This window comes from Photobacterium sp. SKA34, from assembly GCF_000153325.1.
Classification (GTDB): domain Bacteria; phylum Pseudomonadota; class Gammaproteobacteria; order Enterobacterales; family Vibrionaceae; genus Photobacterium.
This window is the reverse complement of sequence record NZ_CH724144.1, coordinates 1-24,715: the sequence shown is the minus strand read 5'-3', so window position 1 is coordinate 24,715 and position 24,715 is coordinate 1. Positions and strand designations below refer to the sequence as shown.

General features: G+C 40.8%; 20 protein-coding genes and 19 tRNA genes. 24 read left to right on the top strand and 15 right to left on the bottom strand.

The window, feature by feature from the left end; all coding sequences use genetic code 11:
- Positions 1 to 3 precede the first annotated feature (3 nt).
- On the top strand, positions 4 to 891 hold the full coding sequence (locus tag SKA34_RS16395; protein ID WP_006646635.1) for a TraB/GumN family protein: 888 nt from the start codon (positions 4 to 6) through the stop codon (positions 889 to 891).
- Positions 892 to 1,011: 120 nt separating this feature from the next.
- On the opposite strand, the gene SKA34_RS16390 is transcribed toward SKA34_RS16395, so the two are convergent.
- From SKA34_RS16390 to SKA34_RS16380, 3 genes are all read right to left on the bottom strand, one after another.
- Positions 1,012 to 1,088, bottom strand: a tRNA-Pro gene (locus tag SKA34_RS16390).
- Positions 1,089 to 1,268: 180 nt separating this feature from the next.
- Positions 1,269 to 1,345 (bottom strand) — tRNA-Pro (locus SKA34_RS16385).
- Between the two features lie 41 nt (positions 1,346 to 1,386).
- A tRNA-Pro gene (locus SKA34_RS16380) sits at positions 1,387 to 1,463 on the bottom strand.
- Positions 1,464 to 2,013: 550 nt separating this feature from the next.
- Here SKA34_RS16380 and smrA point away from each other — a divergent pair.
- Positions 2,014 to 2,598: a DNA endonuclease SmrA gene (gene smrA / locus SKA34_RS16375; RefSeq protein ID WP_006646634.1), complete on the top strand. Its 585-nt coding sequence runs from the start codon at positions 2,014 to 2,016 to the stop codon at positions 2,596 to 2,598.
- 52 nt (positions 2,599 to 2,650) lie between these two features.
- Here smrA and SKA34_RS16370 read toward each other — a convergent pair whose 3' ends face one another.
- From SKA34_RS16370 to SKA34_RS16350, 5 genes are all read right to left on the bottom strand, one after another.
- Entirely contained in the window at positions 2,651 to 3,265 is a 615-nt protein-coding gene (locus SKA34_RS16370) for a LysE family translocator (RefSeq protein WP_005369984.1), read from the bottom strand.
- Positions 3,266 to 3,397: 132 nt separating this feature from the next.
- A complete protein-coding gene (locus SKA34_RS16365) occupies positions 3,398 to 4,315 on the bottom strand; it encodes a LysR family transcriptional regulator (protein WP_006646633.1) in 918 nt (305 codons plus the stop codon).
- A gap of 23 nt (positions 4,316 to 4,338) precedes the next feature.
- Positions 4,339 to 4,818 carry a Cys-tRNA(Pro) deacylase gene (gene ybaK, locus SKA34_RS16360; RefSeq protein ID WP_006646632.1) on the bottom strand — a complete coding sequence of 160 codons (480 nt, stop codon included), beginning with the start codon at positions 4,816 to 4,818 and terminating at the stop codon, positions 4,339 to 4,341.
- Positions 4,819 to 5,026: 208 nt separating this feature from the next.
- On the bottom strand, positions 5,027 to 6,700 hold the full coding sequence (gene ushA / locus SKA34_RS16355; protein ID WP_006646631.1) for a bifunctional UDP-sugar hydrolase/5'-nucleotidase UshA: 1,674 nt from the start codon (positions 6,698 to 6,700) through the stop codon (positions 5,027 to 5,029).
- A gap of 311 nt (positions 6,701 to 7,011) precedes the next feature.
- Complete coding sequence (locus SKA34_RS16350) at positions 7,012 to 8,370, bottom strand: Na+/H+ antiporter NhaC family protein (protein ID WP_006646630.1); 1,359 nt, start codon at positions 8,368 to 8,370, stop codon at positions 7,012 to 7,014.
- Positions 8,371 to 8,668: 298 nt separating this feature from the next.
- Between SKA34_RS16350 and SKA34_RS16345 the strand changes: the two genes are divergently transcribed.
- Complete coding sequence (locus SKA34_RS16345) at positions 8,669 to 10,552, top strand: methyl-accepting chemotaxis protein (RefSeq protein WP_006646629.1); 1,884 nt, start codon at positions 8,669 to 8,671, stop codon at positions 10,550 to 10,552.
- Between the two features lie 91 nt (positions 10,553 to 10,643).
- On the opposite strand, the gene SKA34_RS16340 is transcribed toward SKA34_RS16345, so the two are convergent.
- The 7 genes from SKA34_RS16340 to hemA all read right to left on the bottom strand — a co-directional run bounded on the left by SKA34_RS16340 (position 10,644) and on the right by hemA (position 17,541).
- Positions 10,644 to 11,906, bottom strand: a complete 1,263-nt coding sequence (locus tag SKA34_RS16340) for a septum formation initiator (protein ID WP_006646628.1) — start codon at positions 11,904 to 11,906, stop codon at positions 10,644 to 10,646.
- 310 nt (positions 11,907 to 12,216) lie between these two features.
- Entirely contained in the window at positions 12,217 to 13,071 is an 855-nt protein-coding gene (gene kdsA / locus SKA34_RS16335; protein WP_006646627.1) for a 3-deoxy-8-phosphooctulonate synthase, read from the bottom strand.
- 15 nt (positions 13,072 to 13,086) lie between these two features.
- Complete coding sequence (locus SKA34_RS16330) at positions 13,087 to 13,896, bottom strand: SirB1 family protein (RefSeq protein WP_039860737.1); 810 nt, start codon at positions 13,894 to 13,896, stop codon at positions 13,087 to 13,089.
- A gap of 13 nt (positions 13,897 to 13,909) precedes the next feature.
- The gene (locus SKA34_RS16325; RefSeq protein WP_006646625.1) at positions 13,910 to 14,290 is read right to left on the bottom strand and encodes a SirB2 family protein; all 381 of its coding nucleotides are present in this window, start codon (positions 14,288 to 14,290) and stop codon (positions 13,910 to 13,912) included.
- 2 nt (positions 14,291 to 14,292) lie between these two features.
- A complete protein-coding gene (gene prmC / locus SKA34_RS16320; protein WP_006646624.1) occupies positions 14,293 to 15,147 on the bottom strand; it encodes a peptide chain release factor N(5)-glutamine methyltransferase in 855 nt (284 codons plus the stop codon).
- The gene (gene prfA, locus SKA34_RS16315) at positions 15,147 to 16,235 is read right to left on the bottom strand and encodes a peptide chain release factor 1 (RefSeq protein WP_006646623.1); all 1,089 of its coding nucleotides are present in this window, start codon (positions 16,233 to 16,235) and stop codon (positions 15,147 to 15,149) included. Before prfA ends, prmC begins: the two co-directional genes overlap by 1 nt.
- A 43-nt stretch (positions 16,236 to 16,278) precedes the next feature.
- Complete coding sequence (gene hemA, locus SKA34_RS16310) at positions 16,279 to 17,541, bottom strand: glutamyl-tRNA reductase (RefSeq protein WP_006646622.1); 1,263 nt, start codon at positions 17,539 to 17,541, stop codon at positions 16,279 to 16,281.
- Positions 17,542 to 17,756: 215 nt separating this feature from the next.
- Between hemA and lolB the strand changes: the two genes are divergently transcribed.
- The 21 genes from lolB (at position 17,757) to SKA34_RS16205 (ending at position 24,670) form a co-directional block, all read left to right on the top strand.
- Positions 17,757 to 18,347, top strand: coding sequence for a lipoprotein insertase outer membrane protein LolB (gene lolB / locus SKA34_RS16305; RefSeq protein ID WP_006646621.1), 591 nt, complete (start codon positions 17,757 to 17,759; stop codon positions 18,345 to 18,347).
- Between the two features lie 42 nt (positions 18,348 to 18,389).
- A complete protein-coding gene (gene ispE, locus SKA34_RS16300) occupies positions 18,390 to 19,268 on the top strand; it encodes a 4-(cytidine 5'-diphospho)-2-C-methyl-D-erythritol kinase (protein ID WP_006646620.1) in 879 nt (292 codons plus the stop codon).
- A gap of 32 nt (positions 19,269 to 19,300) precedes the next feature.
- The gene (locus SKA34_RS16295; protein WP_005370023.1) at positions 19,301 to 20,248 is read left to right on the top strand and encodes a ribose-phosphate pyrophosphokinase; all 948 of its coding nucleotides are present in this window, start codon (positions 19,301 to 19,303) and stop codon (positions 20,246 to 20,248) included.
- A gap of 236 nt (positions 20,249 to 20,484) precedes the next feature.
- Positions 20,485 to 21,075: an aminoacyl-tRNA hydrolase gene (gene pth / locus SKA34_RS16290; RefSeq protein WP_006646619.1), complete on the top strand. Its 591-nt coding sequence runs from the start codon at positions 20,485 to 20,487 to the stop codon at positions 21,073 to 21,075.
- Positions 21,076 to 21,172: 97 nt separating this feature from the next.
- On the top strand, positions 21,173 to 22,264 hold the full coding sequence (gene ychF / locus SKA34_RS16285; protein WP_006646618.1) for a redox-regulated ATPase YchF: 1,092 nt from the start codon (positions 21,173 to 21,175) through the stop codon (positions 22,262 to 22,264).
- Positions 22,265 to 22,576: 312 nt separating this feature from the next.
- Positions 22,577 to 22,653, top strand: a tRNA-Met gene (locus SKA34_RS16280).
- 49 nt (positions 22,654 to 22,702) lie between these two features.
- Positions 22,703 to 22,787 (top strand) — tRNA-Leu (locus SKA34_RS16275).
- Positions 22,788 to 22,829: 42 nt separating this feature from the next.
- Positions 22,830 to 22,904 (top strand) — tRNA-Gln (locus SKA34_RS16270).
- Positions 22,905 to 22,942: 38 nt separating this feature from the next.
- Positions 22,943 to 23,019, top strand: a tRNA-Met gene (locus tag SKA34_RS16265).
- 82 nt (positions 23,020 to 23,101) lie between these two features.
- Positions 23,102 to 23,186 (top strand) — tRNA-Leu (locus SKA34_RS16260).
- Between the two features lie 42 nt (positions 23,187 to 23,228).
- Positions 23,229 to 23,303 (top strand) — tRNA-Gln (locus SKA34_RS16255).
- A 38-nt stretch (positions 23,304 to 23,341) separates the two neighbouring features.
- A tRNA-Met gene (locus SKA34_RS16250) sits at positions 23,342 to 23,418 on the top strand.
- Between the two features lie 82 nt (positions 23,419 to 23,500).
- Positions 23,501 to 23,585, top strand: a tRNA-Leu gene (locus SKA34_RS16245).
- A gap of 42 nt (positions 23,586 to 23,627) precedes the next feature.
- A tRNA-Gln gene (locus SKA34_RS16240) sits at positions 23,628 to 23,702 on the top strand.
- A 33-nt stretch (positions 23,703 to 23,735) separates the two neighbouring features.
- A tRNA-Leu gene (locus SKA34_RS16235) sits at positions 23,736 to 23,820 on the top strand.
- Between the two features lie 82 nt (positions 23,821 to 23,902).
- A tRNA-Leu gene (locus tag SKA34_RS16230) sits at positions 23,903 to 23,987 on the top strand.
- Between the two features lie 82 nt (positions 23,988 to 24,069).
- Positions 24,070 to 24,154, top strand: a tRNA-Leu gene (locus SKA34_RS16225).
- A gap of 42 nt (positions 24,155 to 24,196) precedes the next feature.
- Positions 24,197 to 24,271, top strand: a tRNA-Gln gene (locus SKA34_RS16220).
- Between the two features lie 38 nt (positions 24,272 to 24,309).
- Positions 24,310 to 24,386: transfer RNA gene (locus SKA34_RS16215), tRNA-Met, on the top strand.
- 82 nt (positions 24,387 to 24,468) lie between these two features.
- Positions 24,469 to 24,553 (top strand) — tRNA-Leu (locus SKA34_RS16210).
- Positions 24,554 to 24,595: 42 nt separating this feature from the next.
- Positions 24,596 to 24,670 (top strand) — tRNA-Gln (locus SKA34_RS16205).
- Positions 24,671 to 24,715 lie beyond the last annotated feature (45 nt).

The following is a 24,715-nucleotide window of genomic DNA, read 5'->3' as shown; positions in this document are numbered from 1 at the left end:
TGAATGTTTAAATCCTTACTTTCCAAAATGCTCGTACTGCTACCATTTATTTCTCATCATGCATTCGCAGAACCCATTGTTTGGAAAATTTATGACACGCAGCGCCAATTCTATGTATTAGGTTCGATACATGCGGGTGAAAAAGACATGTTTCCATTACCAAAGGCTTTTTTAACGCAATGGAAAGATGCTGATGCATTAATTGTTGAAGCCAATATACTCACTCAATCAACATCGGCAGTAGAACAATACCAGCCACCATTAACCCAAGAAAAACTCAATTCCAAACAACTCAAAACACTTCAAACTATCACAACATCGCTACAGCTTCCTTATGAGCACCTTATTACTCAGCCACCGTGGTTAACAGCAACTTATCTCCAACTTGCACTCGCTAAGCAACAAAATCTATCAACCGATCAAGGTATCGATTATGTTTTATTAAAAAGAGCGCAACAGCAAAATCTACCAATTAAGGCATTTGAAACGGTTGAGCATCAATTAAACCTACTTCAAAACTTACCTGAAAATGGCACTAACATGTTGTTAGAAACCATCAACAATTGGCAGCAAACAGAGCAAGCACTGAAATGTTTAGTTAATGTATGGAAACAAGGCGATAGCAAAAAATTTACCGAATTATTCAACGATACCCAATTTGATCCAGAAACCAACGATGCCTTAATTTTTTCTCGGAATCGTCAATGGACAAAAATACTCAGTGAATCAAAAGATTATCAATCAGGACGGTTTATGGTTGTTGTCGGCGCGTTTCATTTAATCGGAGAGCAAGGGCTTCCTGCTTTGATGGAGAAAGAAGGATTTACTGTAGAAAGGATCACTAAAGGCGTTACAGCACAGTGTGATGAATGGGAAAAGCTAACGTCATAAATACCAACACATGACTTTGGAACAGCACTTTAATATAGACTAATTAGCATTATTTAACCTGCATGGTTTATAAACATCAGATGTAAAAAAGCCCCGTTTTTCAACGAGGCTTTTTATCAGTGGTCGGTGAAGAGGGATTCGAACCCCCGACCCTCTGGTCCCAAACCAGATGCGCTACCAAACTGCGCTATTCACCGACTGCAAATAATGGTTTTATCAAACCACTACTTTTAATTGTGATCGGTGAAGAGCTGAGTCTATATAGAGAAGGAATCTCCGACCTTCTGGTCCGCTATTTCCAAAAATAGGATGCTTACCAAGCTACGTCATTCACCGACTGTAAATAATGGCTTTATTAAACCACTATTTTTTAATAGTGGTCGGTGAAGAGGGATTCGAACCCCCGACCCTCTGGTCCCAAACCAGATGCGCTACCAAACTGCGCTATTCACCGACTGTAAATAATGGTTTTATCAAACCACTACTTTTTAATAGTGGTCGGTGAAGAGGGATTCGAACCCCCGACCCTCTGGTCCCAAACCAGATGCGCTACCAAACTGCGCTATTCACCGACAAATTCAACAACGCTCTGCGTCGTCGAGGTCGCTTATAATACTCGCCAAATTGATTTTAGCAACCCCTATACGGTATTTTTTTTTGTAACGAATTTTTTTGCTCATCAAGCAACCAAATTTGTGCATTCTCGGTAACTTAAGTGCTCTCAAACGCACAAATAACCACAACAATGAAACAGCTTTTTTACTCCTGTTCTAGATCATAACAACAGACAATACACACTGCTTATATAAACCAACATCATATCTAAACGCTAGGGATCTATAAGGACTTTTGGTTAGAGCTTTTATTTGGAAATAGTATAGGATTTGCTTCTATGCCCGCTATTTTTCATCGTTTAGCTTAATGCTATTTTTTTAGTTACTTCATCTATAAAACAGTCACAGCAACTTCCCCTAGCTAGTAACGTTTCGCAATTTATATATTACATGGGGCTTTATACCTACTAAGCTCTCTTTTTCATCTTCTTACCTTTCATCATCAACTAGGCAAGATTTTATTACACTTGTATAATCAATAGCATCGGTTACTTAAAGTGAAAGTCCTATGCCAGATAATAATGAATTAGACCTTTTTAAAGAAATGATGGCCGATGTTGCGCCAATCAAACAAGATACTGTGACCATTTCACAAAAACATCAGGTATCAGAGTCTCAACTAGCTCGTCGAATTGCAGCTCAAAGCCTCGCTGAAAGTGATTCTGAATACTTATCATTAGATAATGCCAAAATGGTAAAACCTGATGATATGATTGAATTTAAACGAGATGGTGTACAAGAAGCTGTCTTTAGAAAAATGCGCCAAGGTAAGTACGATATTCACGGTCGTTTAGATCTTCATAAAAAGTCATTACAACAAGCGCGTGATGAAATATTAGCATTTCTAAAGCAATCACAACGTTTAGATATTCGCACCGTTATGATAGTTCATGGTAAAGGTGAGCGTGCTAATCCACCTGCATTAATGAAAAGCTATGTCACAACATGGTTAGAACAAATATCTGATGTGCTTTGCTTTCACTCAGCGCAACGACAACATGGTGGCACTGGTGCGCTATATGTCATGCTAAAGAAAAGTCCTGAGAAAAAAGCTGAAACACGTGAGCGCCATCTAAATCGTCGCAGTGAATAATTTAAAGACAATAAAGAGCGGTTTTGCCGCTCTTTTCTTTTAGGCTTTAAAATCACACAAGCCAAAGTACACGACAAGCAAGCCCAATAAGCACAACACCAGATAGACGATCAATCAATACAGCGCGGGATCTTAACGTTTGTAATACTCGAGGGTATGACAAGACACAAGCAACTAAGGTGTACCATAAGCCATCGACTAATAGTGGTGTCGCCACAATAACAATTTTACTTCCGGTTTCTGTTCCCAACGCAACGAATTGACTAAATAGAGCCAAAAAATATAACGCTAACTTAGGGTTTAATAATGAGATCATTAAACCATCTCTTGCCGCATGAAGAAGGGAAGAAGGCTTTCCTGCTGCGAGTTTTTCTGCAACTCCGCCTTTAGATCGCAACGCATTTACGCCAAGGTAGGCTAAGTAGCCAGCTCCAGCATAACTAATCATGTTAAAGACTGTTGGTGATTGCTTTAAAACAACCGCAAGCCCTAATAATGTTAATAATGCGTATAAACCTACCCCACAAGCATGAGACCAAGCCGTTACTAAGCCATGTTTACGCCCACCTGTTAAGCTATGTTTAGCAACAACAGCAAGGCTAGGCCCTGGTGACATCGCTCCTAAAATACAAATTAATAATAATGATAGCCAAATGCTGATGGTCATGATGTTCTCCTTACATTGGTAGAAAAAATACCAAGTAAGCGTTATAAGAAGAAATCAAAAGAAATCATTACAGTCATGATAAAAAATCATTACTTTCTGTGTCGTAAAAACATATTACTGTTCATGCTGATTCTATTGCCCCATTGAATACAAAGAGTTCTTCATTAACGTTAGTACATGCTCTCGTAACCATTGGTGGGATAATTCGTTGTTATATTTAGGATGCCATAGCAACCAATACTGATTCAGCACACTTGGAAATGGTAATGGCTTATAAACAATATTATAGAAATCTTGCATCGTAACAGCTATATGTTCTGGAATAACAAGAAACATCTCTGTACGAGATACAATACTTAAAGCAGATCCGAAAAATGGCACTGTTGTTTGAATATGTCGCCGACAACCTAAAGTACGTAATTCCACATCAACGAAACTGTCTTTATCTCCGCCACCGCTAACAGAAATATGATTGTAGGCAATAAAGTCTTTTACCGTTAAATCTAGCTTTGTATTTGCTAATGGATGAGTCGCACTCATAACACATACCGCACGATCAGAGCCAATCTGTATTCCTGATAATCCGGCAGGTATATTTGGAACCATAGTCGATACTAATTGAATATCAAGATCGGCTAATTGGTCGGTGTAACTTGGTGACCACAATTGATAGCTCACATCAAGCAAAGGTGCGTGTAATGTTAATAACTCAACGATGTCAGGAAAGATATATTGAGCGACATAATCAGAAGATGACAAGACTATTTTTCCGCGCCAGTTATGCGGCGAGAATTGTTCTGGTTCAAACACCAAATCGCAATCGGTAAGCAGTAACGTAATTTTATTTTGTAATGATAGCGCACGAGGGGTCGGTAATAAGCGGTTTCCCTCACGCACAAACAGAGGATCAGAAAAAATTTCACGCAACTGTGTCAGTTGCCGACTTACTGCAGACTGCGTAATGTGCAAACGCTCTGCCGTACGTGTTACATGACACTCATCCAGTAAGACATGCAATGTTCTAAGTAAGTTTAAATTCGGTACTGACACACGATAACTCTCTATTCTTGTTATTAGTCTTCCTTGCCAATCGGTGCAAATTTACCGCCAGTTAAGCTAACTAAATCTTTTGCCGCTAGTTCTATTTCTAAGCCGCGACGACCAGCACTAACACAAATAGTATCAAACGTTTCTGCGCTACTATCCACAAAGGTTGGCAACCGTTTTTTTTGTCCTAACGGGCTTATACCACCCACTATGTACCCAGTTACTTTTTCAGCAAGCTTTGGATCGGCCATTTCAGCCTTCTTACCGCCCGCAGCTTTGGCTGCTGCTTTTAAATCTAGCATGCCAGATACAGGAACTACGGCAACCGCTAAATTTTTAGGGTCACCATTTAATGCAAATAGTAAGGTTTTAAATACGCGATTAGGATCTAACCCTAAGACTTCTGCCGCTTCATGACCAAAATTATTATTGGCAGGATCATGTTCATATTGATGTACTTGATACGAAATTTTTTGTTTCTTTGCTAATTGAATCGCTGGAGTCATTATTTTCACTCTATTTATTATTCAAACAGCTGTGGTTAATTCCCCCTATTGTTCAAAACAACTAAAGAAATTAAGAATATCTGTTTACCTGTAATGATTATATCGTGAGTTGACAGTTTTCGGCTATATCAATCAGAAGAAGGATTTTAAATACAAAAAAACGCATCAAATAAAAATATAAGATGCGCTTTCGAGCAATTAATATTGCTTATTTATAAACAATTTCACCTTTCGGCGTGAATTTATTTACATCAATGGGTGAGTTCGTTTCCAAGTATTGTTTTAATACTTCCGCGTCAACAAACCCCGTATTTACATGACCTGCATGATCATTGATCTTTGGATAGCCGTCACCACCAGCTGCATTATAGCTTGGTACGGTGAAACGGTAAGTCTTTTTCAGATCTAGCGGTTTACCAGCAAACTTCACATCACTTACTTTGCCATTTGCAACTGTCATTGAAATACCATAAAACTGTGCATAAGCACCTGAATCAATCGGCTTAGTGGCAACAACATTCAGATAATCCAAAACTTCTTTCCCTGACATATCAGTGTACGTCACGATATTGCCAAAAGGTTGCACGGTTAGCACATCTTTATAAGTAATGTCGCCGCCTTCAATCGAATCACGCACACCACCAGAGTTCATCACAGCAAAATCCGCTTTAGCACGTTGCATATGTGACGCAGCAATAAGACGACCTAAGTTTGTTTGCTCAAATCGAACCACATTACGATCGCCTTCTAGCTTGCCATTCGACTTGGCAATCTTAATGTTTAACTGCTCTTGTCCATGCTCTTGATAAGGCTTAAGGAAGTTATATACTTCTTGGTTTTTTACAATTTCATCTTGAATAAAGACACGCTTGCTTGAGCCATCATCTAGCTTAACTTTTTTCTTCAAGTTAACTGGGATCAAATCGTAACTAACCAGTGACAGTTCACCGTTCTGAAATTCAAAGTCAGCACGACCTACATACTTACCCCACTCGTGGGCTTGGACAATCCACGTACCATTTTGCTGATCAGGTACACACTCATCACCCGGTTTAAAATCTTTCTTCGCAACATTTGGGCCTTCCATACAAACAGGCTCTTGCGAATGACCGCCTACGATCATATCAAGATCGCCATCCTCTAAATAACGTGCAAGTGCCACATCACCCGGTGCATTAATACCACGGTGACCATCTTCGTAGTGACCCATGTGCGTTGCCGCAATGATCACATCAGGCTTTTCTGTTTTTTCTAGCTCAGCGATAACTTTCTTGGCTTCTGATTTTGGATCGCGAAATTCTACATTGCCGATAAATTCAGGATTACCAATTTTAGCGGTGTCTTCTGTCGTCAAACCGATGACTGCAATCTTGATCCCTTGCTTTTCAAAAATTTGGTAAGGCTGAAATAAACGCTCACCCGTTGTCTTATCGTAAATATTAGCCGACAACATTGGGAAATTAGCCCACTCTTCTTGCTTACGTAGCACATCTAATGGGTTATCAAATTCATGATTCCCTAATGCCATTGCATCATAGCCAAGCAGATTCATTCCTTTAAAATCGGGCTCTGCATCTTGTAGATCAGATTCAGGAACACCCGTATTAATGTCACCGCCAGAAAGTAATAAGCTAGTACCACCTTGTTCTTCTACTTCAGCACGGATTTCATCAATCAATGTTTTACGAGCAGCCATACCGTATTCACCATTCTGGTTGTGCCAGAAGCGACCATGGTTATCGTTAGTATGAAGAATAGTGATTCTATAAGTAGTATCAGCATCCCATGCTGATGAGGCTTTTTCCGCTGTCGTTGCACAACCTGAAAGAACGGCAACAAGAGTGGCGCTTAATGCTGTTTTAGCAAATTGGCGTTGCTTCATGGTATCCACCTTAACTGTATTTTTAATGGCGATTTCAAACGAAGATAATATTTCGTAAAAACGGTACAAATTAATTAGTCACATTTTCACCACAAAAACACGTTATTAAGAGCAAAACAATGTGACCAACAGCGCCAGTGTATCGAAATAAAAACGTATGACTTTTCCATTTTAAGTTTTTGTTAACAGGATCACTTTTCGTCTTTCAAAACTCTTGTTTATGTCACACCAAAGCACAAAAAAGCCCAGTAAATACTGGGCTTTTATCAAACAGTTATGTTCAACGCTACTTTATAGTGAGTGAGATCACATTATACTTTCGCCAGTTTTCGACTAGGATGTTTCAATATAATCGCAACAATGGCAGAAAAAGCTAAAAAGAAACAATAATAAGAGTGTGCAACAACATCTAATGGTGATAGCTCAAAAACAGAACCAAGGAGTAATGCTTGCGCTCCGTATGGCAAAACACCCTGAATCACGCACGAGAAAATATCGAGCAAACTTGCAGAACGACGCGGCGTAACCCCATTTTCATCAGCCAGTTCACGTGCAACCCCGCCTGACACAATAATCGCAACAGTATTATTTGCCGTACATATGTTAGTCAAGCCCACAAGACTGGCAATACCAAATTCACTCGCACGTAAATTTTCAGACGAATGATGCTTTTTGCTAAACACATTAATCACACGGCTGATAGTTTGAGTTAAGAAAGCAAGTCCACCTTGCTGGCGCATTAATTCACTAATACCACCAATCAACATAGAGAGCAGGAAGATTTCCTGCATATTGCCAAAGCCACCATAAATATCTTTGCCAAAACTTGTAAAACTATAGTCAGCAATAGATGTTAGCCCAACACCACCAGCCAGAAGAATACCGATAGACAGTACAACAAACACATTAACGCCAGATACTGCGAGTACCAAGATAGTGATATAAGGAATGACTTTTAACCATTCAATAGGGGTTGTTTCAGGTAATTGCGTAACCGAGCTATTAAACGCAAATAATAAAATTGCCGCAATTGCAGCAGGTAATGCGATTTTAATATTTTCACGGAATTTATCTTTCATCTGACAGCCTTGTGATCGCGTTGCAGCGATTGTGGTGTCAGAAATAATAGAAAGGTTATCACCAAACATTGCACCGCTAAGAACAACACCTGCGGTTAATGCTACATCCATACCAGACGCGTGTGCAATGCCTAATGCGACGGGGGCTACTGCAGCAATCGTCCCCATTGATGTTCCCATTGCGGTAGCAATAAAGGCAGAGATCACAAAGATACCGGGTAAAATCATGCTAGCAGGAATAAGTGATAAGCCAAGGTTAACCGTTGCATCTACCCCACCCGACGCTTTAGCAACAGAAGCAAAAGCACCAGCCAATAGATAAATCATACACATTGCAATAATATCGCTATGACCTACACCACGGATAAATTGCTCTATCGCTTTATTCAGTTTTTCTTTACTTAATAAAATCGCAATAACAACAGCTGGCAAAGCTGCGACAGGTGAAGGTAATTGATAAAAAGCGAAATCAACCCCTTGCATTGTAAGGTAAGTACCAACACCGATGAATAAAGCTAAAAAAATACCCAACGGTAATAGTGCTAATGCAGAAGGTGAAATGGTTTGATTTTTTTTATCTGTGTTTGGCATGGCGACGACTAAATTTATATTTATACATTCATTCTAAGATTAAAGGGATGCGCTCACAGTGTCAACATCTAGACGTCTAAACATCCAAAAGATATGTAACTAAATTACATACTCACTCAGTCCACTTTATTTTTGTGTTTTATGACAAGAAAAACGCTTATCTTGTAGTAAAAGTACAAAAAATCGAATGTTCATCACTCAATTAAGCAACACTAATAACAATTATATTATTTAAGGTGCGTCAAAGATAAACAACCGCTAAAATCTGCTAACATTTACTGGATTTTAGGGATATATAATGCAGTTAACATTAAAACAAAAACTTATTGTCGCTAGTTTATCGGCAGTTTTAGTGATGGCGACTGCACTCACTTGGCTCGCTGCTAATCAAATTGATACTCAGGCTAAACGTGATCTTTATGCTCGAGCAAGTAGCCTAACCGAGGCTGTTAGCAGCAGTGTTGGTGACTGGGTAAACATCCGTACCAATATTATTAACTCAGTAACAATTAGCAATCCAGACATTGCTATGATCCCCTCTTTAAAACAAGCCCGTTTAGCAGGTCAATTTGAAGATATTTACTTCGGCAGCACCGTAGGTATCGCCACCAGCTCTTTTGCTGAACGAGATCTATCTCAGGTAGATCCACGCACACGTCCTTGGTACCAACAAGCACAAAAAGCGAATGAGACCATCATATCGTCAGCGTATATGGACACCTTAACTAAAGCAAAAATGGTTACTATCGCCAAACCTGTTTATAGTAATTCCACCTTTATCGGTGTTATTGGTGCTGATATTTTGATCACCCAATTAATCGACGACATCGTCAATTTGAATGTTGGTCAAAATGCATTTGCTATGTTGATCAATAAAAAAGATGCCACGTTTATTGCTCATCCCGATCAGCAGCTATTGCTACAACCTATTTCACGTTATAGCAATGCGCTTTCTATCAATTATATTGAGCAGCAAATTCATAATAATGCACTGACTAACCTGACCATTAACGATCAGCCTAAGCTACTTTATTTTGCTAACATCCCTCATACTGACTGGATATTAGCCATAAACATGGATAAAAAAACCGAGGAAGCCAGCCATAAAGCATTGCTTTATAAGCTCCTTCTTACCGCTGCTGTTATTGCACTGTTAGTGATTACTACAGTGGCATGGTTAGTTAACTTCTTGTTCCGAGATTTAGATCGCGTATCCAACGCACTGGCAGAAATCGCCAGTGGCGAAGGCGATTTGACTCAACGTATTGAGCCAAAGAGCAATGATGAAGTGGGTCAACTCGCCAATAACTTCAACCAGTTCGTTGGCAACATGCATCAAATGGTGGCACGTTTAAACCACGTATCTCAATCACTCAGTCAGCAATCGCATTTAACAGCAACCCAAGCAGAAGAGCGTAGTACCCGTATTCAGCATCAACAAGATGAAATCAATATGGTCGCAACAGCTATTAACGAAATGGCAGCGGCAACCAAAGAAATTGCATCTAACGCTGAAAATACAGCACGAACAGCAGAAGAAACCGTGATGGCATCTAATCATGGTGCAACTCAGGTAAATCAAAGCCAACAATCTATTTCTAGTTTGGCGCAAGAAGTTGAAACGGCAACAACCGTGATCAGCGATCTTAATAGCCATGCTCAAAGTATCAACACAATTCTTTCGACTATCCAAGGCATTGCAGAACAAACTAACTTGCTGGCATTAAATGCTGCGATTGAAGCTGCACGTGCTGGTGAGCAAGGCCGTGGATTTGCGGTTGTTGCAGATGAAGTACGAGTATTAAGTCAACGTACCCATGCCTCGACCCAAGAAATTCAACAAATGATTGAAACACTTCAACAAACAACAGGACAAGCAGTTGGGATAATGGAAGATAGCCGTCACCTATCTGAAACCAGTGTTGATGATGCAAGCTCTGCTTCTGCTAGCTTGGCGCAAATTACCAATGCTGTTAATAACATCAATGATATGGCAACCCAAATAGCCTCTGCTGCCGAAGAGCAATCATCAGTAACATCAGAGATCACACGTAATACAGAAGGGATCCGTGATGTCTCAAACGAGCTAGCAGTTGAGGCTAATGAAGCCGCAAAACAAGCCGCTGAATTATCAGAGCTCTCTTATGAATTACAGCAAGAAATTAATCGTTTTAAATTATAATGCCTGATACAGCTAAATAAACAAAAAGGCTTGCGTATAACGCAAGCCTTTCTTTTTACAAATCATTTATAACTAGCTATAAAGTAAATGTTTACACTAAGCTAAAAATGATCGCCGCTACTGCTAAACATCCCATCAATAAAATAAACCAAGTACTGATCTTACCTCGGTACATTTTCAGACTTTCAATTCGATATACCGCAAGCATTGGCATAATAAAAAGTATCATCGCAATAATAGGTCCAGATAACGCTTCCATCATCCCTAAAATACTTGGGTTCATAACAGCTGCAAACCAAATAGAGAAGAACATGATCACTACACCAATCTTGTCGATGGTTTTTAATGACAGTGATGTTTGTTTCGCGACAATGCCATTGAAGCTTTCACGTGCGCCCATAAAGTGCCCTAAAAACGATGATGTAATCGCAATAAAAGCAATTAAAGGGCCTAGCAACATAATAAAATGACTGTCTTTAACGTTCGCTAAATAAGATAACACTGACACATTATCCATTTTTGCATGCTGCAACTGCTCAGGGGATAAACTTAACACGCAAGAGAACACAAAGAACAAAACAAAAGTAATCAACATCATTGAGGTACGCTTTAAGATTGTTTCTGATTTTCGATGTGCATGATCGCCATACTGACGACGTTGAGCATTTACAAAGCCAGAAACGACAGGTGTATAACTAAAAGCAAAAACAACAACCGGTATTGATAACCATAATGATGAGCTAAATTCATTGATGTTTTGAGAGAAATTAAGATTAGGTACATGCCAGCTTGGGATCAAGTAAATAGAAATGCCCGCCAGAATAAATGCCAGTGGGTAGACAATCACTTCAAACGCTTTAAGCATCGCTTTTTCACCCGCAAGCATCACAGTGATCATCAAAAAAACTAATCCGCCTGATAACAACACCCGTGACGGCGCTTGCCAACCTAATTGATGGACAATAAAACTATCAACGGTATTGGTTAGGCCGACACCATAAATGAGTAAAATAGGAAAGATAGAAAGAAAATACAGTGCTGAAATTAAGCGCCCGTAACGGGAACCAAAATGCTCTTCAACTACATCGGTAAAATCAGCGTCAGAAGAAGATGATGATAAAACAAAACGCGCTAATCCACGATGAGCCCAAAATGTCATAGGTCCAGCTAATAATGCCATTATAACCAGTGACCAGAATCCACCTGAGCCAATATTTATTGGTAAAAATAAAATACCCGCACCAACAGATGTACCAAATAAGCTCAACATCCAACGAGTGTCATGTTGGGTCCATTTCGAAGAATGTACGGTGATCTCTTTTTCGGGGTGCTCTTGGATTGTTGTTAATGACACAAATGACTCTCTAACCAAATAAAATCGGCCACAAGTATGAAACGACAAACTTTAATTTTCAAAAATAGTGAGACAAACATCATACCAGATAGCTAATGCCCAATAAGTATGAGAACTGCAACACCAACAAATAACGATATATAAGTTCAAATAAATACAAAATATAAAGAATTAAATATCGTTTTTATATATTTATCGATTTTTCATATATTGAACACTTATCATACAAAACAATCATTCAGTTCGTTATAGGCAATAAAAAAGCCCAGTGATTAATAATCACTGGGCTTTAGAATCTAAATGAAAAGACTTAGTTCACTTCAATTGGAGCAAAGCTCTTAATTAAATCATCAAGCTGTTTAATTTGTGCAAGGAATGGCTCTAGCTTATCCAATGGGAAAGCTGATGGGCCATCACATCGAGCAAGATCCGGCGTTGGATGCGCTTCCATAAACAAACCAGCAATGCCTGTTGCAATACCAGATCGTGCAAGATCTACTGTTTGCTCACGACGGCCACCTGATGCAGCACCTTGTGGGTCACGACACTGAAGCGCATGAGTCACGTCAAAGATAATCGGGCTTCCTTGTGATGCTTTTTTCATTACATCAAAACCTAACATATCAACCACGAGGTTATCGTAACCATGAAGCACACCGCGCTCACATAAGATCACATTGTGATTATCACATTCAGCGAATTTCTCAACAATGTTACCAACTTGACCAGGGCTCATGAATTGTGGTTTTTTCACATTAATCACAGCGCCTGTTTTTGCCATAGCTTCAACAAGATCAGTTTGACGAGCTAGAAACGCTGGAAGCTGAATCACATCAACCACGTCAGCAACAGGTTGTGCCTGATCTTTCTCGTGAATATCAGTGATGATTTTCACACCAAACGTGTCTTTTAACTCTTGAAAGATTTTTAAGCCTTCTTCCATACCTGGACCACGGTATGAATGAACAGATGAACGGTTAGCTTTATCAAAAGAGGCTTTAAATACGAAAGGAATACCTAATTTCTCAGTTACCTTCACGTAATGCTCACACATTTGCATCGCTAAGTCGCGAGACTCAAGCACATTCATGCCACCAAATAAAACAAATGGCTTATCATTTGCGACATCAATATCGCCTATGCGAACAGTTTTTTGTTCCATCATATTTGTTGTTCTCTTCTAGTGTAGAATTAGAGGCTCATCAAAGAGCGTCTCTACTTGAGTTTTGAGTAAATCAGCGGCTGGATCTTCAGGGCATTGCTCAATAAAGTATGAGTAATCCATCGCTGCTGCGTGATTACAATCAAGCTGCTGATAAATATAGCCTCGGTCACGGATCTCATGCGGATCACCTGGGCTAAATAACAGTGCAAGATCACTACAACGCAAAGCATCAGTAAAGTGTTCTTCACGAAGAAGTGCACTTTTCATTACCGTTAACCAACGCGTTAAAATTTCATGATTCTGCTGCGTTTTAAGATATTCAGGTTTAAGTTCTGTAAATGGGCCACGGTGACCAATCAACCAGCTACGTAATGTATGCGTGCTAACAAATTCACCATCAAACGGGTTAATATACTGAACATCGCTTTCAGACCACGTCGCTTTTAATAAAAACTGGGTCGGAAAGCCTACGCTTTCAATCGGCAGATCAAGGTGCTGAGATAAATAAAGAAATAAAGCACCAAGGCTTACAGGAATCCCCTTTCGACGCTCCAGTACTTTATCTAAAAATGCATTATCTGACGAAAAGTATTGCTGGTGATCGCCTTGAAACCCCCACTCTCGATAAAACAGGCGTAAAAGCCCCTCTAACCGTAAACGAGGATTAACTTCTTCCATTAATGTTTGCTCAGCTTCCTGCGCTAATTGAGATAACTTTAATTCCGCCCACTGAGTTGGAAATTCAGGCACGACGTCCTTCATCATATCAATAGCACCATAAACTAATGGCCGCGAATTTAATTCGTCTTCATTAAACAGCATCATGATCTAACCTAACTTAACCTAAAATTGGCGTTTTCGTTACCGCCAATTGCGCAGCTAGAAATACCCAGCCCAATGCGCCTAAAAAGGCAAATGTCTTAAATACTTTATTTTTACCCATGTGCAGCGTGACATAACCAAGGGCGATGTAAGCGAGTACACAAGTTAGCTTTTCAGTTAACCAGCCATTACCAGCCGTAAAAGGCATAAACCCTGTAATGAAAATTAATGCCACACCACTAGCTAAAAGAGCAGTATCGACAATATGGGGAGTTATCTTGAAAAACTTTTTATTTAACAATGATGAGTTTGCCATCATCATGATGTAGCGAGTCACAAACAGTAAAACACTAAGTGCGATTGCAACTAAATGCAGATGTTTCATTGCCATATACATAATTATAATTCTCCTTGCCAGCAGCCCATCGTAACACGATCGAGCCCTGCATAGTCTTGACTGGTAGATACTTGTTGATAACCCAGCTGCTCTAAAATAGTTCTTACAGCCAAACCTTGCTCGAAGCCATGCTCCATTAACAACCAACCACCTACTGTTAAGTGTTTACGTCCTTGCGCGCTAATAATACGGATATCAGCTAAGCCATTATCATCAGCAACTAATGCACTCTTTGGTTCAAAACGGACATCACCTTGAACTAAATGGGGATCGGCGTGATCAATATAAGGCGGGTTACTCACAATTAGCTCAAACACATCATTGTGTTGTAATGGTGAATACCAGCTTCCCGCTAAAAATCGGGTATTTAATATTGATAAACGTTGGCTATTTTCATGTGCAAGTTCAGCCGCTTCTTGACGTAAATCAATGCCTGTAACCTGAAGACTTGGATACTCAGAAGCAATCGCCAGTGCAATCGCACCGGTTCCTGTTCCTAAATCCAATACTTTGGAAGTAGCGCTTGTGATTTTATCTAATGCAAGTTCAACCAAGCGCTCAGTATCAGGACGTGGGATCAAGGTTGAAGGTGAGACTTTTAATGGCAGTGACCAAAATTCACGCTCACCAACAATATATGCGATAGGTTCACCATTTAGGCGGCGTGCTAGTACCTGCTGAAAAATATTATATTGCTCATCATCTAGTTGCTTTTCAGGCCACGTTAATAAATAACTACGTGGCTTATCAAGTACATGACATAACAACACAGCACTATCAAGTTGCGGACTCTCAGAGCCCGCACTTGCTAGTTGTTCCGTGGTTTGCTTTAGCAAATATTTAATGCTTTGAGGCATTAGTTTTGCTCAGACATCGCAGCTAGCTGATCCGCTTGGTATTCAGTAAATACAGGTTGGATCAATGCATCTAAATCACCTTCCATCACTTCATTTAAGCGGTAAAGTGTCAGTGTAATACGGTGATCAGAAACACGACCTTGTGGGTAGTTATAAGTACGAATACGGTCAGAGCGATCGCCTGAACCTAGTAGGTTACGACGTGTACTCGCTTCTTCAGCATTACGTTTCTCTTCTTCGGCTTTGATAATACGAGCAGCAAGTACCGACATAGCTTTTGCTTTATTCTTATGCTGTGAACGCTCATCCTGACACTCAACAACAATACCTGTTGGTAAGTGAGTAATACGAATTGCAGAATCGGTGGTGTTAACGTGCTGACCACCCGCACCAGATGAACGGAAGGTATCAATACGTAGATCGCCAGCATTGATTTCTGGAATTTCCGCTTCTGGAATTTCAGGTAATACCGCAACAGTACAAGCTGAAGTATGAACACGACCTTGAGATTCTGTTGCAGGGACACGCTGAACGCGGTGACCGCCTGACTCAAATTTCAAAATACCGTAAGCACCATCGCCGTTGACTTTAGCGATCATCTCTTTATAACCACCTTGTTCAGAACGGTTTTCATTGATGATCTCAATACGCCAGCCACGACGTTCTGCATATTTGCTATACATACGGAAAAGATCACCAGCAAAGATACCCGCTTCATCACCACCGGCACCTGCACGGATTTCAACAAAACAGTTACGATCATCATTAGGATCTTTAGGAATCAATAGCACCTGAAGTTCATCAGCTAAGCGTTCAATTTCTGCTTTAGCTTCTTTGATCTCTTCTTGTGCCATTTCACGCATTTCTGCATCGTCTTCCTGCGCCATTTCTTCCGCAGCCACTAAATCTTCTTTTGCTTGTTGGTAAGCTTGAAAACACTTAGTCACTTCTTCTAGCTGAGAGTATTCTTTTGAAAGCGCACGAAAGCGGTTTTGATCCGCAAGAACACTTGGATCACCAAGGAGATGTTGAACTTCTTCGTAACGTTCAACAAGAGTTTCTAATTTAACTAAAATTGATTGCTTCATAATCTTCTAAAAGTGCTGAGCGAAAGCCAAAGGCGATCAACTACTAATCGTTATAGGAATCCAGACCAAGTGCTTCACGAATCACAGCTAATTTGTCAGATTCGCCATTTTTTGCGACCTGCTGCATAGCCTTGGTTGGTGCATGGATAAGCTTATTGGTAAGTTTATTACTGAGCTCTGCTAACGCCTTCTCAGGCTCGGTACCATTAGCAATGGCTTGGAGACTACGCTGTAGTAGCTCCTGTTTAATTTGTTCGGCAAATTGACGATAATCTCGAATACTATCAACCGCTTCAAGTGAACGTAACCACTGCATAAACACAGCGCTTTCTTCACTTACAATCGCTTCAGCTTGAATCGCTGCGACCTTACGCTGCTCACGGTTCTTCTCTACAATCGAATGAAGATCATCAACAGAATATAAATAAGCATCGTTCAATTCGCCAACTTGTTGTTCTATATCTCTAGGCACAGCAATATCCACCAACAGCATAGGTTGATGACGACGTCGCTTTAATGCCATTTCAACCATCCCTTTACCTACAATCGGTAATGGGCTTGCGGTTGAACTAATAACAATATCAGCGCGATGGAGGTAATCAGGAATTTCTTCAAGACTGATCACTTCAGCACCAAACTCTTGTGCAATACCTTCCGCTCTCTCACGCGTACGGTTAGCAACAATCAAACTATTACAACCTTGTTCAACGACATGGCGAGAAACAAGTTCAATCGTTTCGCCTGCGCCAACCAGTAAAATAGTAGCACCGGATAAAGACTCAAAAATTTGTCGCGCTAAAGAACACGCCGCATAAGCTACAGAGACAGCATTACCGCCAATGTCAGTTTCAGTACGTACGCGTTTCGCTACTTTAAAGGTTTTTTGAAACAGCTTTTCTAAGGTGCCACCTACTGCTTCATTGTCTTTTGACTCCGAATAAGACTGCTTCACCTGTCCTAGGATTTGCGGCTCGCCCAATACTAACGAATCTAGGCCACAAGCAACACGCATTAAATGACGTGCTGCCGCTTGCTCTTCATGAAAGTACAGGCTTGGCATCAGTTCTTCGGCTGTGATCTGATGAAATTTGGTCAACCAGTCAATGATCACACCCGGCCCTGACTGTGAAATATCACAGTAAACTTCAGTACGGTTACAAGTAGATACTATAACCCCACTTAATACCTCAGGGTGGTTTTTCAGCTGCTGCAACGCCAAAGAAAGCTTTTCAGGAGAAAAAGCCACTTTTTCGCGTAAATCAACAGAAGCTGTTTTATGGTTGATTCCTAATGCAAGCAAGGTCATGGAGACGGTGTACCCACTTCGCCAGTGAAAAAAATCTAAGGAGGGGATTTTACTTGATGCCCTGACTTAATAAAAGGTAGCTGACGTAATCAATCAATAATGACTGCATTTTTATTGCCTTATTTGCTTAATTTACCCCTTATTTTTGCTTAATATTTGGCTTTAATTAAAATAATCGTTATTGTTTTTGCTCATTCTTATTACGAGCTTTCATCATGAGATTACGTAATTTAGCCTTTATTGCTATTACATTTGCCTTATTATCTGGCTGTGCACAAACGCCAAAAAGCACACAAAAAGTAGATTGGGAAACCCATCAAACCCAATTAAAGCGCCTCACCGATTATCAAGCGAAAGGTGTATTTGGTTATTTAAGTCCTGAGCAACGCATATCTCTCACCTTTAACTGGAAAAATCATGGTGATGGATACCAGTTAATCTTAACAAAAATGTATAAAACTGTCCTTAATCTCAATGCAGAACCGGGTAACGTCACGCTAATCGATCCTGATGGTAAAACCTATCATGGCACTGATGCTGCACAATTAGTGAAGCAATTAACAGGAATCGAATTACCCTTATCACAAATGCGCGATTGGCTGATTGGTTTACCGACAGCTGCTGATACATATCAGCTAAACAACAATGATCAAGTCGCTTTTCTTGCCAAAGAGATTAACGGTCAAGTATGGGAAATGCACTACAACACGTATAATGATCAAAGCCCTGCATTACCCACGCAAATGGTACTAAACCAAGGTAAACTCAAAATTAAAATAAAAATCTCTAACTGGTTAGCGAATTAAACAGCAAAGCATTTACGATTACTCAAAATAGACGAGCATTGCATGAGTCAATACATCCCTTTTGGTGTCGCGAGCCAATGGCCAGCGCCAGCAAAACTGAATTTATTTTTATACATCACTGGCCAACGTCCAAATGGCTACCATGATTTACAGACGCTATTTCAATTTGTCGATTATGGCGATACTTTAACCATCACGCCACGTCGTGATAACCAAATTAATTTGACGCCTGTAATTGAAGGGGTTAAAACCGAAGACAACCTTATTTATCGCGCTGCACATGCACTTCGTCAAGCGGCAAATTGTGACTTAGGTGTCGATATTCATATTGATAAGACCCTTCCCATGGGAGGTGGTCTTGGGGGTGGTTCCTCCAATGCAGCAACAACATTAGTCGCCCTCAATTATCTTTGGCAAACTCAGCTATCGGTTGATAAATTAGCAGATATTGGTCTTAAATTAGGTGCTGATGTTCCTGTCTTTGTGCGTGGAAGTAGTGCATTCGCCGAAGGTATTGGTGAAAAGCTGCAACCAGCAGAACCTCAAGAAAAATGGTTTTTAATCGCAAAGCCTGATATTAGTATTGCAACTGTCGATATTTTCACCCATCCTGAACTCCCGCGTAATTCTAAAAAACGTAGCCTCGATACACTGTTACGTGGAGTTTACGAAAACGATTGCGAAAAAATTGTAAGAAGTCTTAATCCTGAGGTTGATCAGGCGCTTTCGTGGCTGTTAGAATACGCGCCGTCAAGATTGACTGGCACTGGCGCTTGTGTGTTTTCTGAATTTAACACTCAACAAGAAGCCAACGCAATCCTGAACATTTTACCTGACTGGCTCCACGGATTTGTCGCAAAAGGTGTCAACACGTCTCCTCTAATGACAGCCTTAACCGCACATTCTACGGATTGTCAGTAATTACAACTTGGACGCAACCTGAGGTTTACACCGTGCCTGATATGAAGCTGTTTGCTGGTAACGCAACACCAGAACTAGCCCAACGCATCGCTGATCGTCTTTATATTTCCTTGGGAGATGCTACGGTTAACCGTTTCTCCGATGGTGAAGTATGTGTACAAATTAATGAGAACGTACGTGGTAGCGACGTGTTCATTATCCAATCAACTTGTGCACCAACGAACGACAACCTAATGGAACTGGTTGTTATGATCGATGCACTACGCCGCGCTTCAGCGGGCCGTATTACTGCTGTAATTCCATACTTTGGTTATGCTCGCCAAGATCGCCGCGTTCGCTCTGCTCGTGTGCCAATTACTGCTAAAGTTGTTGCTGATTTCCTTTCTAACGTAGGTGTTGACCGTGTTTTAACTGTTGACCTACACGCAGAACAAATCCAAGGTTTCTTCGACGTACCTGTTGATAACGTATTTGGTAGCCCTGTACTACTTGAAGATATGCTAGCAAAAGATCTACAAGATCCAGTGGTTGTTTCTCCTGATATCGGTGGTGTTGTACGTGCTCGTGCAATCGCTAAACTGCTTGATGACACAGATATTGCTATCATTGATAAGCGTCGCCCTCGTGCAAACGTTTCTCAGGTTATGCATCTAATCGGTGATGTTGAAGGCCGTGACTGTATTATCGTTGATGATATGATCGATACAGGTGGTACATTGTGTAAAGCTGCTGAGGCACTAAAAGAACGTGGTGCTAAACGTGTATTTGCTTACGCAACTCACCCAGTATTTTCAGGTAGTGCACTAGAGAATATCCGTGAATCTGTTATCGATGAAATTATCGTTACAGACTCAATTACGCTAACAAAAGAAATTGAAGCAACGGGTAAAGTATCAGTATTAACACTGTCAGGTATGCTAGCTGAAGCTATTCGTCGCATTAGCAACGAAGAATCAATTTCAGCAATGTTTGAGCACTAATTTGCTCACTCGGTTAAATTGCCTTAATTTAACCAGATAAGATATTTACGCCTCGCTACTGCGAGGCGTTTTCTTTTGTCTAGCCTGCAAAAACAGTGACGATGAAGAGCCATATCAATTTTAGTTAATTTAATATAGTATATGGCGCGTTTTGAGCCCGACACCCAGTAACTCATTGTCACTATAATTTAAGATGCAACCCGCTAAGTTACTGGTAAATGACAAGAGAGATAAACGTGAGTAATAATATTCGTTTGCTTGTTGGCCTCGCTAACCCGGGTCAAGAATACGCTAACACCCGCCATAATGCCGGTGCATGGGTCGTTGAAGAATTAGCGCGCGTCCACAATGTAACCCTTCGTCCTGACCCCAAGTATTTTGGTTTAACAGGAAGAATTACAGTCAATGGACAAGATCTTCGCCTATTGATCCCATCGACTTTTATGAACCTATCAGGAAAGTCGGTTGCTGCGTTAGCTAACTTCTTCCAAATCAAACCCGAAGAAATTTTAGTTGCTCACGATGAATTAGATTTACCACCCGGTGTTGCGAAATTTAAAAAAAGTGGTGGTCATGGCGGACATAATGGTCTTCGCGATATCATTAATAAAATGGGCAATAATAAAGATTTCTATCGTCTGAGGATCGCTATCGGTCATCCAGGCGATAAAAACAGAGTCGCAGGCTACGTACTTGGAAAAGCACCAGCTAAAGAGCAAGAATTGATTGATGCAGCAGTAGATGAATCTGTTCGCTGTATTGATATCTTACTTAAAGACGGCTTAACAAAGGCGCAAAATCGCCTACATACATTCAAAGCAGAATAGCCACACATTTTAGCGTACTATTTTGCCGCTATAGATACAGTCGTTCGTACTATAGTTGAGTTGTTACACAGAATAATCACCAAAAGGGTTTTAAACCATGGGTTTTAAATGCGGTATCGTAGGTCTACCAAACGTTGGTAAGTCAACTCTATTCAACGCCTTAACAAAAGCGGGCATTGAAGCAGCAAACTTCCCGTTCTGTACTATTGAACCAAACACAGGTGTAGTTCCTGTTCCTGATCCACGTATGGATGCATTGGCAGTTTTCGTTAATCCAGAACGTATTCTACCGACGACAATGGAGTTTGTTGATATCGCGGGTCTTGTTGCTGGTGCATCAAAAGGTGAAGGCCTTGGTAATAAGTTCCTAGCTAATATCCGTGAAACAGATGCCATTGGTCACGTAGTACGTTGTTTTGAAAACGACAACATTGTCCACGTAGCTGGTCGTATCGACCCTCTAGAAGATATTGACATTATCAATCTTGAGCTTGCGATGGCTGATTTAGATACGTGTGAGCGTGCTATTTTCCGTCTAGCTAAGCGTGCTAAAGGTGGTGATAACGATGCTAAGTTTGAAATCAAAGTTCTTGAGAAAATGCAACCAATCTTAACTGATGGTGGTATGGCTCGTTCAATGGAGCTTAGCAAAGAAGAGTTAGCTGCGGTTGACTATCTTCACTTCTTAACGCTTAAGCCAACGATGTACATTGCGAACGTAAATGATGACGGTTTTGAAAATAACCAGTTCCTTGACAAAGTAATTGCACGTGCCGCTGAAGAAAATGCGGTTGTTGTTCCTGTATGTGCAGCAATGGAATCAGAGATCGCTGAACTGGATGACGAAGATCGTGAAGAATTCCTTGCTGATATGGGTATCGAAGAACCAGGTCTTAACCGCGTGATCCGTTCAGGTTATGAGCTACTATCTCTTCAGACTTACTTTACTGCTGGTGTTAAAGAAGTACGAGCATGGACAATCCCTGTAGGTGCAACAGCGCCAAAAGCAGCAGGTGTTATCCACACTGACTTCGAAAAAGGCTTTATTCGCGCAGAAGTTATTGGCTATGACGATTACATCAATTGCGGTGGTGAGTCAGGTGCAAAAGAAGCTGGTAAATGGCGTCTAGAAGGTAAAGAATACATTGTTAAAGACGGTGATGTTGTTCACTTCCGTTTTAACGTGTAATTTTTAGCCTAGTCGCTAGTCTCACAAATTCTATAAGCCGGCTTTTTAGCTGGCTTATTTTTATCTAAATAGAAATTACACTTATTTGTTAGCAATATAAATAACTTGATAATGTTCACATTTATTGAAGTTTTAAGCTGACAATCGTAATTTCAGTTTGTCATTCGCACACATCGCCCAAATATACGCCTAACAAACGAATTTTGGCGATATATTTAAAAAAACTATTGACGGTTTTCGCTGGTATGAGCATAATGCGCCCCGTTCCCGATACAGCGGCTCATTAAGAATCACTGTGAAAAATCGGAAAATGGCTACGTAGCTCAGTTGGTTAGAGCACATCACTCATAATGATGGGGTCACAGGTTCGAATCCCGTCGTAGCCACCATTCAATTTTCACGTTAAAATTGAATGTCAGTTATAGAAACTGATAACATGCGGAAGTGGCGGAATTGGTAGACGCACCAGATTTAGGTTCTGGCGCCGCAAGGTGTGAGAGTTCAAGTCTCTCCTTCCGCACCATTCTCTCAATAGGGTTGAGAGATGCTTTTAAAAAGCACTTGTAGGTCTATCGCCAAGCGGTAAGGCAGCGGCTTTTGATGCCGCCATTCCCTGGTTCGAATCCAGGTAGACCTGCCACTATTTAAGAGTATTGATGAATATCAGTATTCTGTGTTGGCTACGTAGCTCAGTTGGTTAGAGCACATCACTCATAATGATGGGGTCACAGGTTCGAATCCCGTCGTAGCCACCATTTATTCTTTAAATCAGCTTTTTACCAATTACTGATTTAAATTGTACAACTAGAGACAACAGTTACTTGTAACTGACAATATGCGGAAGTGGCGGAATTGGTAGACGCACCAGATTTAGGTTCTGGCGCCGCAAGGTGTGAGAGTTCAAGTCTCTCCTTCCGCACCATTCTCTCTAGTTTGTGAAAAGTCTTGTGTAAACAAGCGCTGTAGGTCTATCGCCAAGCGGTAAGGCAGCGGCTTTTGATGCCGCCATTCCCTGGTTCGAATCCAGGTAGACCTGCCATTATTTAAGAGTATTGATGAATATCAGTATTCTGTGTTGGCTACGTAGCTCAGTTGGTTAGAGCACATCACTCATAATGATGGGGTCACAGGTTCGAATCCCGTCGTAGCCACCATTTATTCTTTAAATCAGCTTTTTACCAATTACTGATTTAAATTATACAACTAGAGACAACAGTTACTTGTAACTGACAATATGCGGAAGTGGCGGAATTGGTAGACGCACCAGATTTAGGTTCTGGCGCCGCAAGGTGTGAGAGTTCAAGTCTCTCCTTCCGCACCATTCTCTCTAGTTTGTGAAAAGTCTTGTGTAAACAAGTGCTGTAGGTCTATCGCCAAGCGGTAAGGCAGCGGCTTTTGATGCCGCCATTCCCTGGTTCGAATCCAGGTAGACCTGCCATTATTTAGATTGATTGTCTCGACAGTTAATCATGCGGAAGTGGCGGAATTGGTAGACGCACCAGATTTAGGTTCTGGCGCCGCAAGGTGTGAGAGTTCAAGTCTCTCCTTCCGCACCATTATTCTTTAGATCAGTTTTTACCAATTACTGATTTGAAAAATACAACTAGAGAAACAACAGTTATTCGTAACTGACAATATGCGGAAGTGGCGGAATTGGTAGACGCACCAGATTTAGGTTCTGGCGCCGCAAGGTGTGAGAGTTCAAGTCTCTCCTTCCGCACCATTATTCTTTAGATCAGTTTTTACCAATTACTGATTTGAAAAATACAACTAGAGAAACAACAGTTATTCGTAACTGACAATATGCGGAAGTGGCGGAATTGGTAGACGCACCAGATTTAGGTTCTGGCGCCGCAAGGTGTGAGAGTTCAAGTCTCTCCTTCCGCACCATTCTCTCTAGTTTGTGAAAAGTCTTGTGTAAACAAGCGCTGTAGGTCTATCGCCAAGCGGTAAGGCAGCGGCTTTTGATGCCGCCATTCCCTGGTTCGAATCCAGGTAGACCTGCCATTATTTAAGAGTATTGATGAATATCAGTATTCTGTGTTGGCTACGTAGCTCAGTTGGTTAGAGCACATCACTCATAATGATGGGGTCACAGGTTCGAATCCCGTCGTAGCCACCATTTATTCTTTAAATCAGCTTTTTACCAATTACTGATTTAAATTATACAACTAGAGACAACAGTTACTTGTAACTGACAATATGCGGAAGTGGCGGAATTGGTAGACGCACCAGATTTAGGTTCTGGCGCCGCAAGGTGTGAGAGTTCAAGTCTCTCCTTCCGCACCATTCTCTCTAGTTTGTGAAAAGTCTTGTGTAAACAAGTGCTGTAGGTCTATCGCCAAGCGGTAAGGCAGCGGCTTTTGATGCCGCCATTCCCTGGTTCGAATCCAGGTAGACCTGCCATTATTTAGATTGATTGTCTCGACAGTTAATCATGCGGAAGTGGCG

Coding starts and splice junctions, on each gene's coding strand:
- SKA34_RS16395 (WP_006646635.1), top strand. CDS start 4: ATGTTTAAATCCTTACTTTCCAAAATGCTCGTACTGCTACCATTTATT.
- SKA34_RS16330 (WP_039860737.1), bottom strand. CDS start 13,896: ATGATGCTGTTTAATGAAGACGAATTAAATTCGCGGCCATTAGTTTAT.
- SKA34_RS16325 (WP_006646625.1), bottom strand. CDS start 14,290: ATGTATATGGCAATGAAACATCTGCATTTAGTTGCAATCGCACTTAGT.
- ybaK (WP_006646632.1), bottom strand. CDS start 4,818: ATGACTCCAGCGATTCAATTAGCAAAGAAACAAAAAATTTCGTATCAA.
- ychF (WP_006646618.1), top strand. CDS start 21,173: ATGGGTTTTAAATGCGGTATCGTAGGTCTACCAAACGTTGGTAAGTCA.
- SKA34_RS16370 (WP_005369984.1), bottom strand. CDS start 3,265: ATGACCATCAGCATTTGGCTATCATTATTATTAATTTGTATTTTAGGA.
- prmC (WP_006646624.1), bottom strand. CDS start 15,147: ATGCCTCAAAGCATTAAATATTTGCTAAAGCAAACCACGGAACAACTA.
- ispE (WP_006646620.1), top strand. CDS start 18,390: ATGAGTCAATACATCCCTTTTGGTGTCGCGAGCCAATGGCCAGCGCCA.
- prfA (WP_006646623.1), bottom strand. CDS start 16,235: ATGAAGCAATCAATTTTAGTTAAATTAGAAACTCTTGTTGAACGTTAC.
- smrA (WP_006646634.1), top strand. CDS start 2,014: ATGCCAGATAATAATGAATTAGACCTTTTTAAAGAAATGATGGCCGAT.
- ushA (WP_006646631.1), bottom strand. CDS start 6,700: ATGAAGCAACGCCAATTTGCTAAAACAGCATTAAGCGCCACTCTTGTT.
- SKA34_RS16350 (WP_006646630.1), bottom strand. CDS start 8,370: ATGCCAAACACAGATAAAAAAAATCAAACCATTTCACCTTCTGCATTA.
- kdsA (WP_006646627.1), bottom strand. CDS start 13,071: ATGATGGAACAAAAAACTGTTCGCATAGGCGATATTGATGTCGCAAAT.
- SKA34_RS16345 (WP_006646629.1), top strand. CDS start 8,669: ATGCAGTTAACATTAAAACAAAAACTTATTGTCGCTAGTTTATCGGCA.
- hemA (WP_006646622.1), bottom strand. CDS start 17,541: ATGACCTTGCTTGCATTAGGAATCAACCATAAAACAGCTTCTGTTGAT.
- lolB (WP_006646621.1), top strand. CDS start 17,757: ATGAGATTACGTAATTTAGCCTTTATTGCTATTACATTTGCCTTATTA.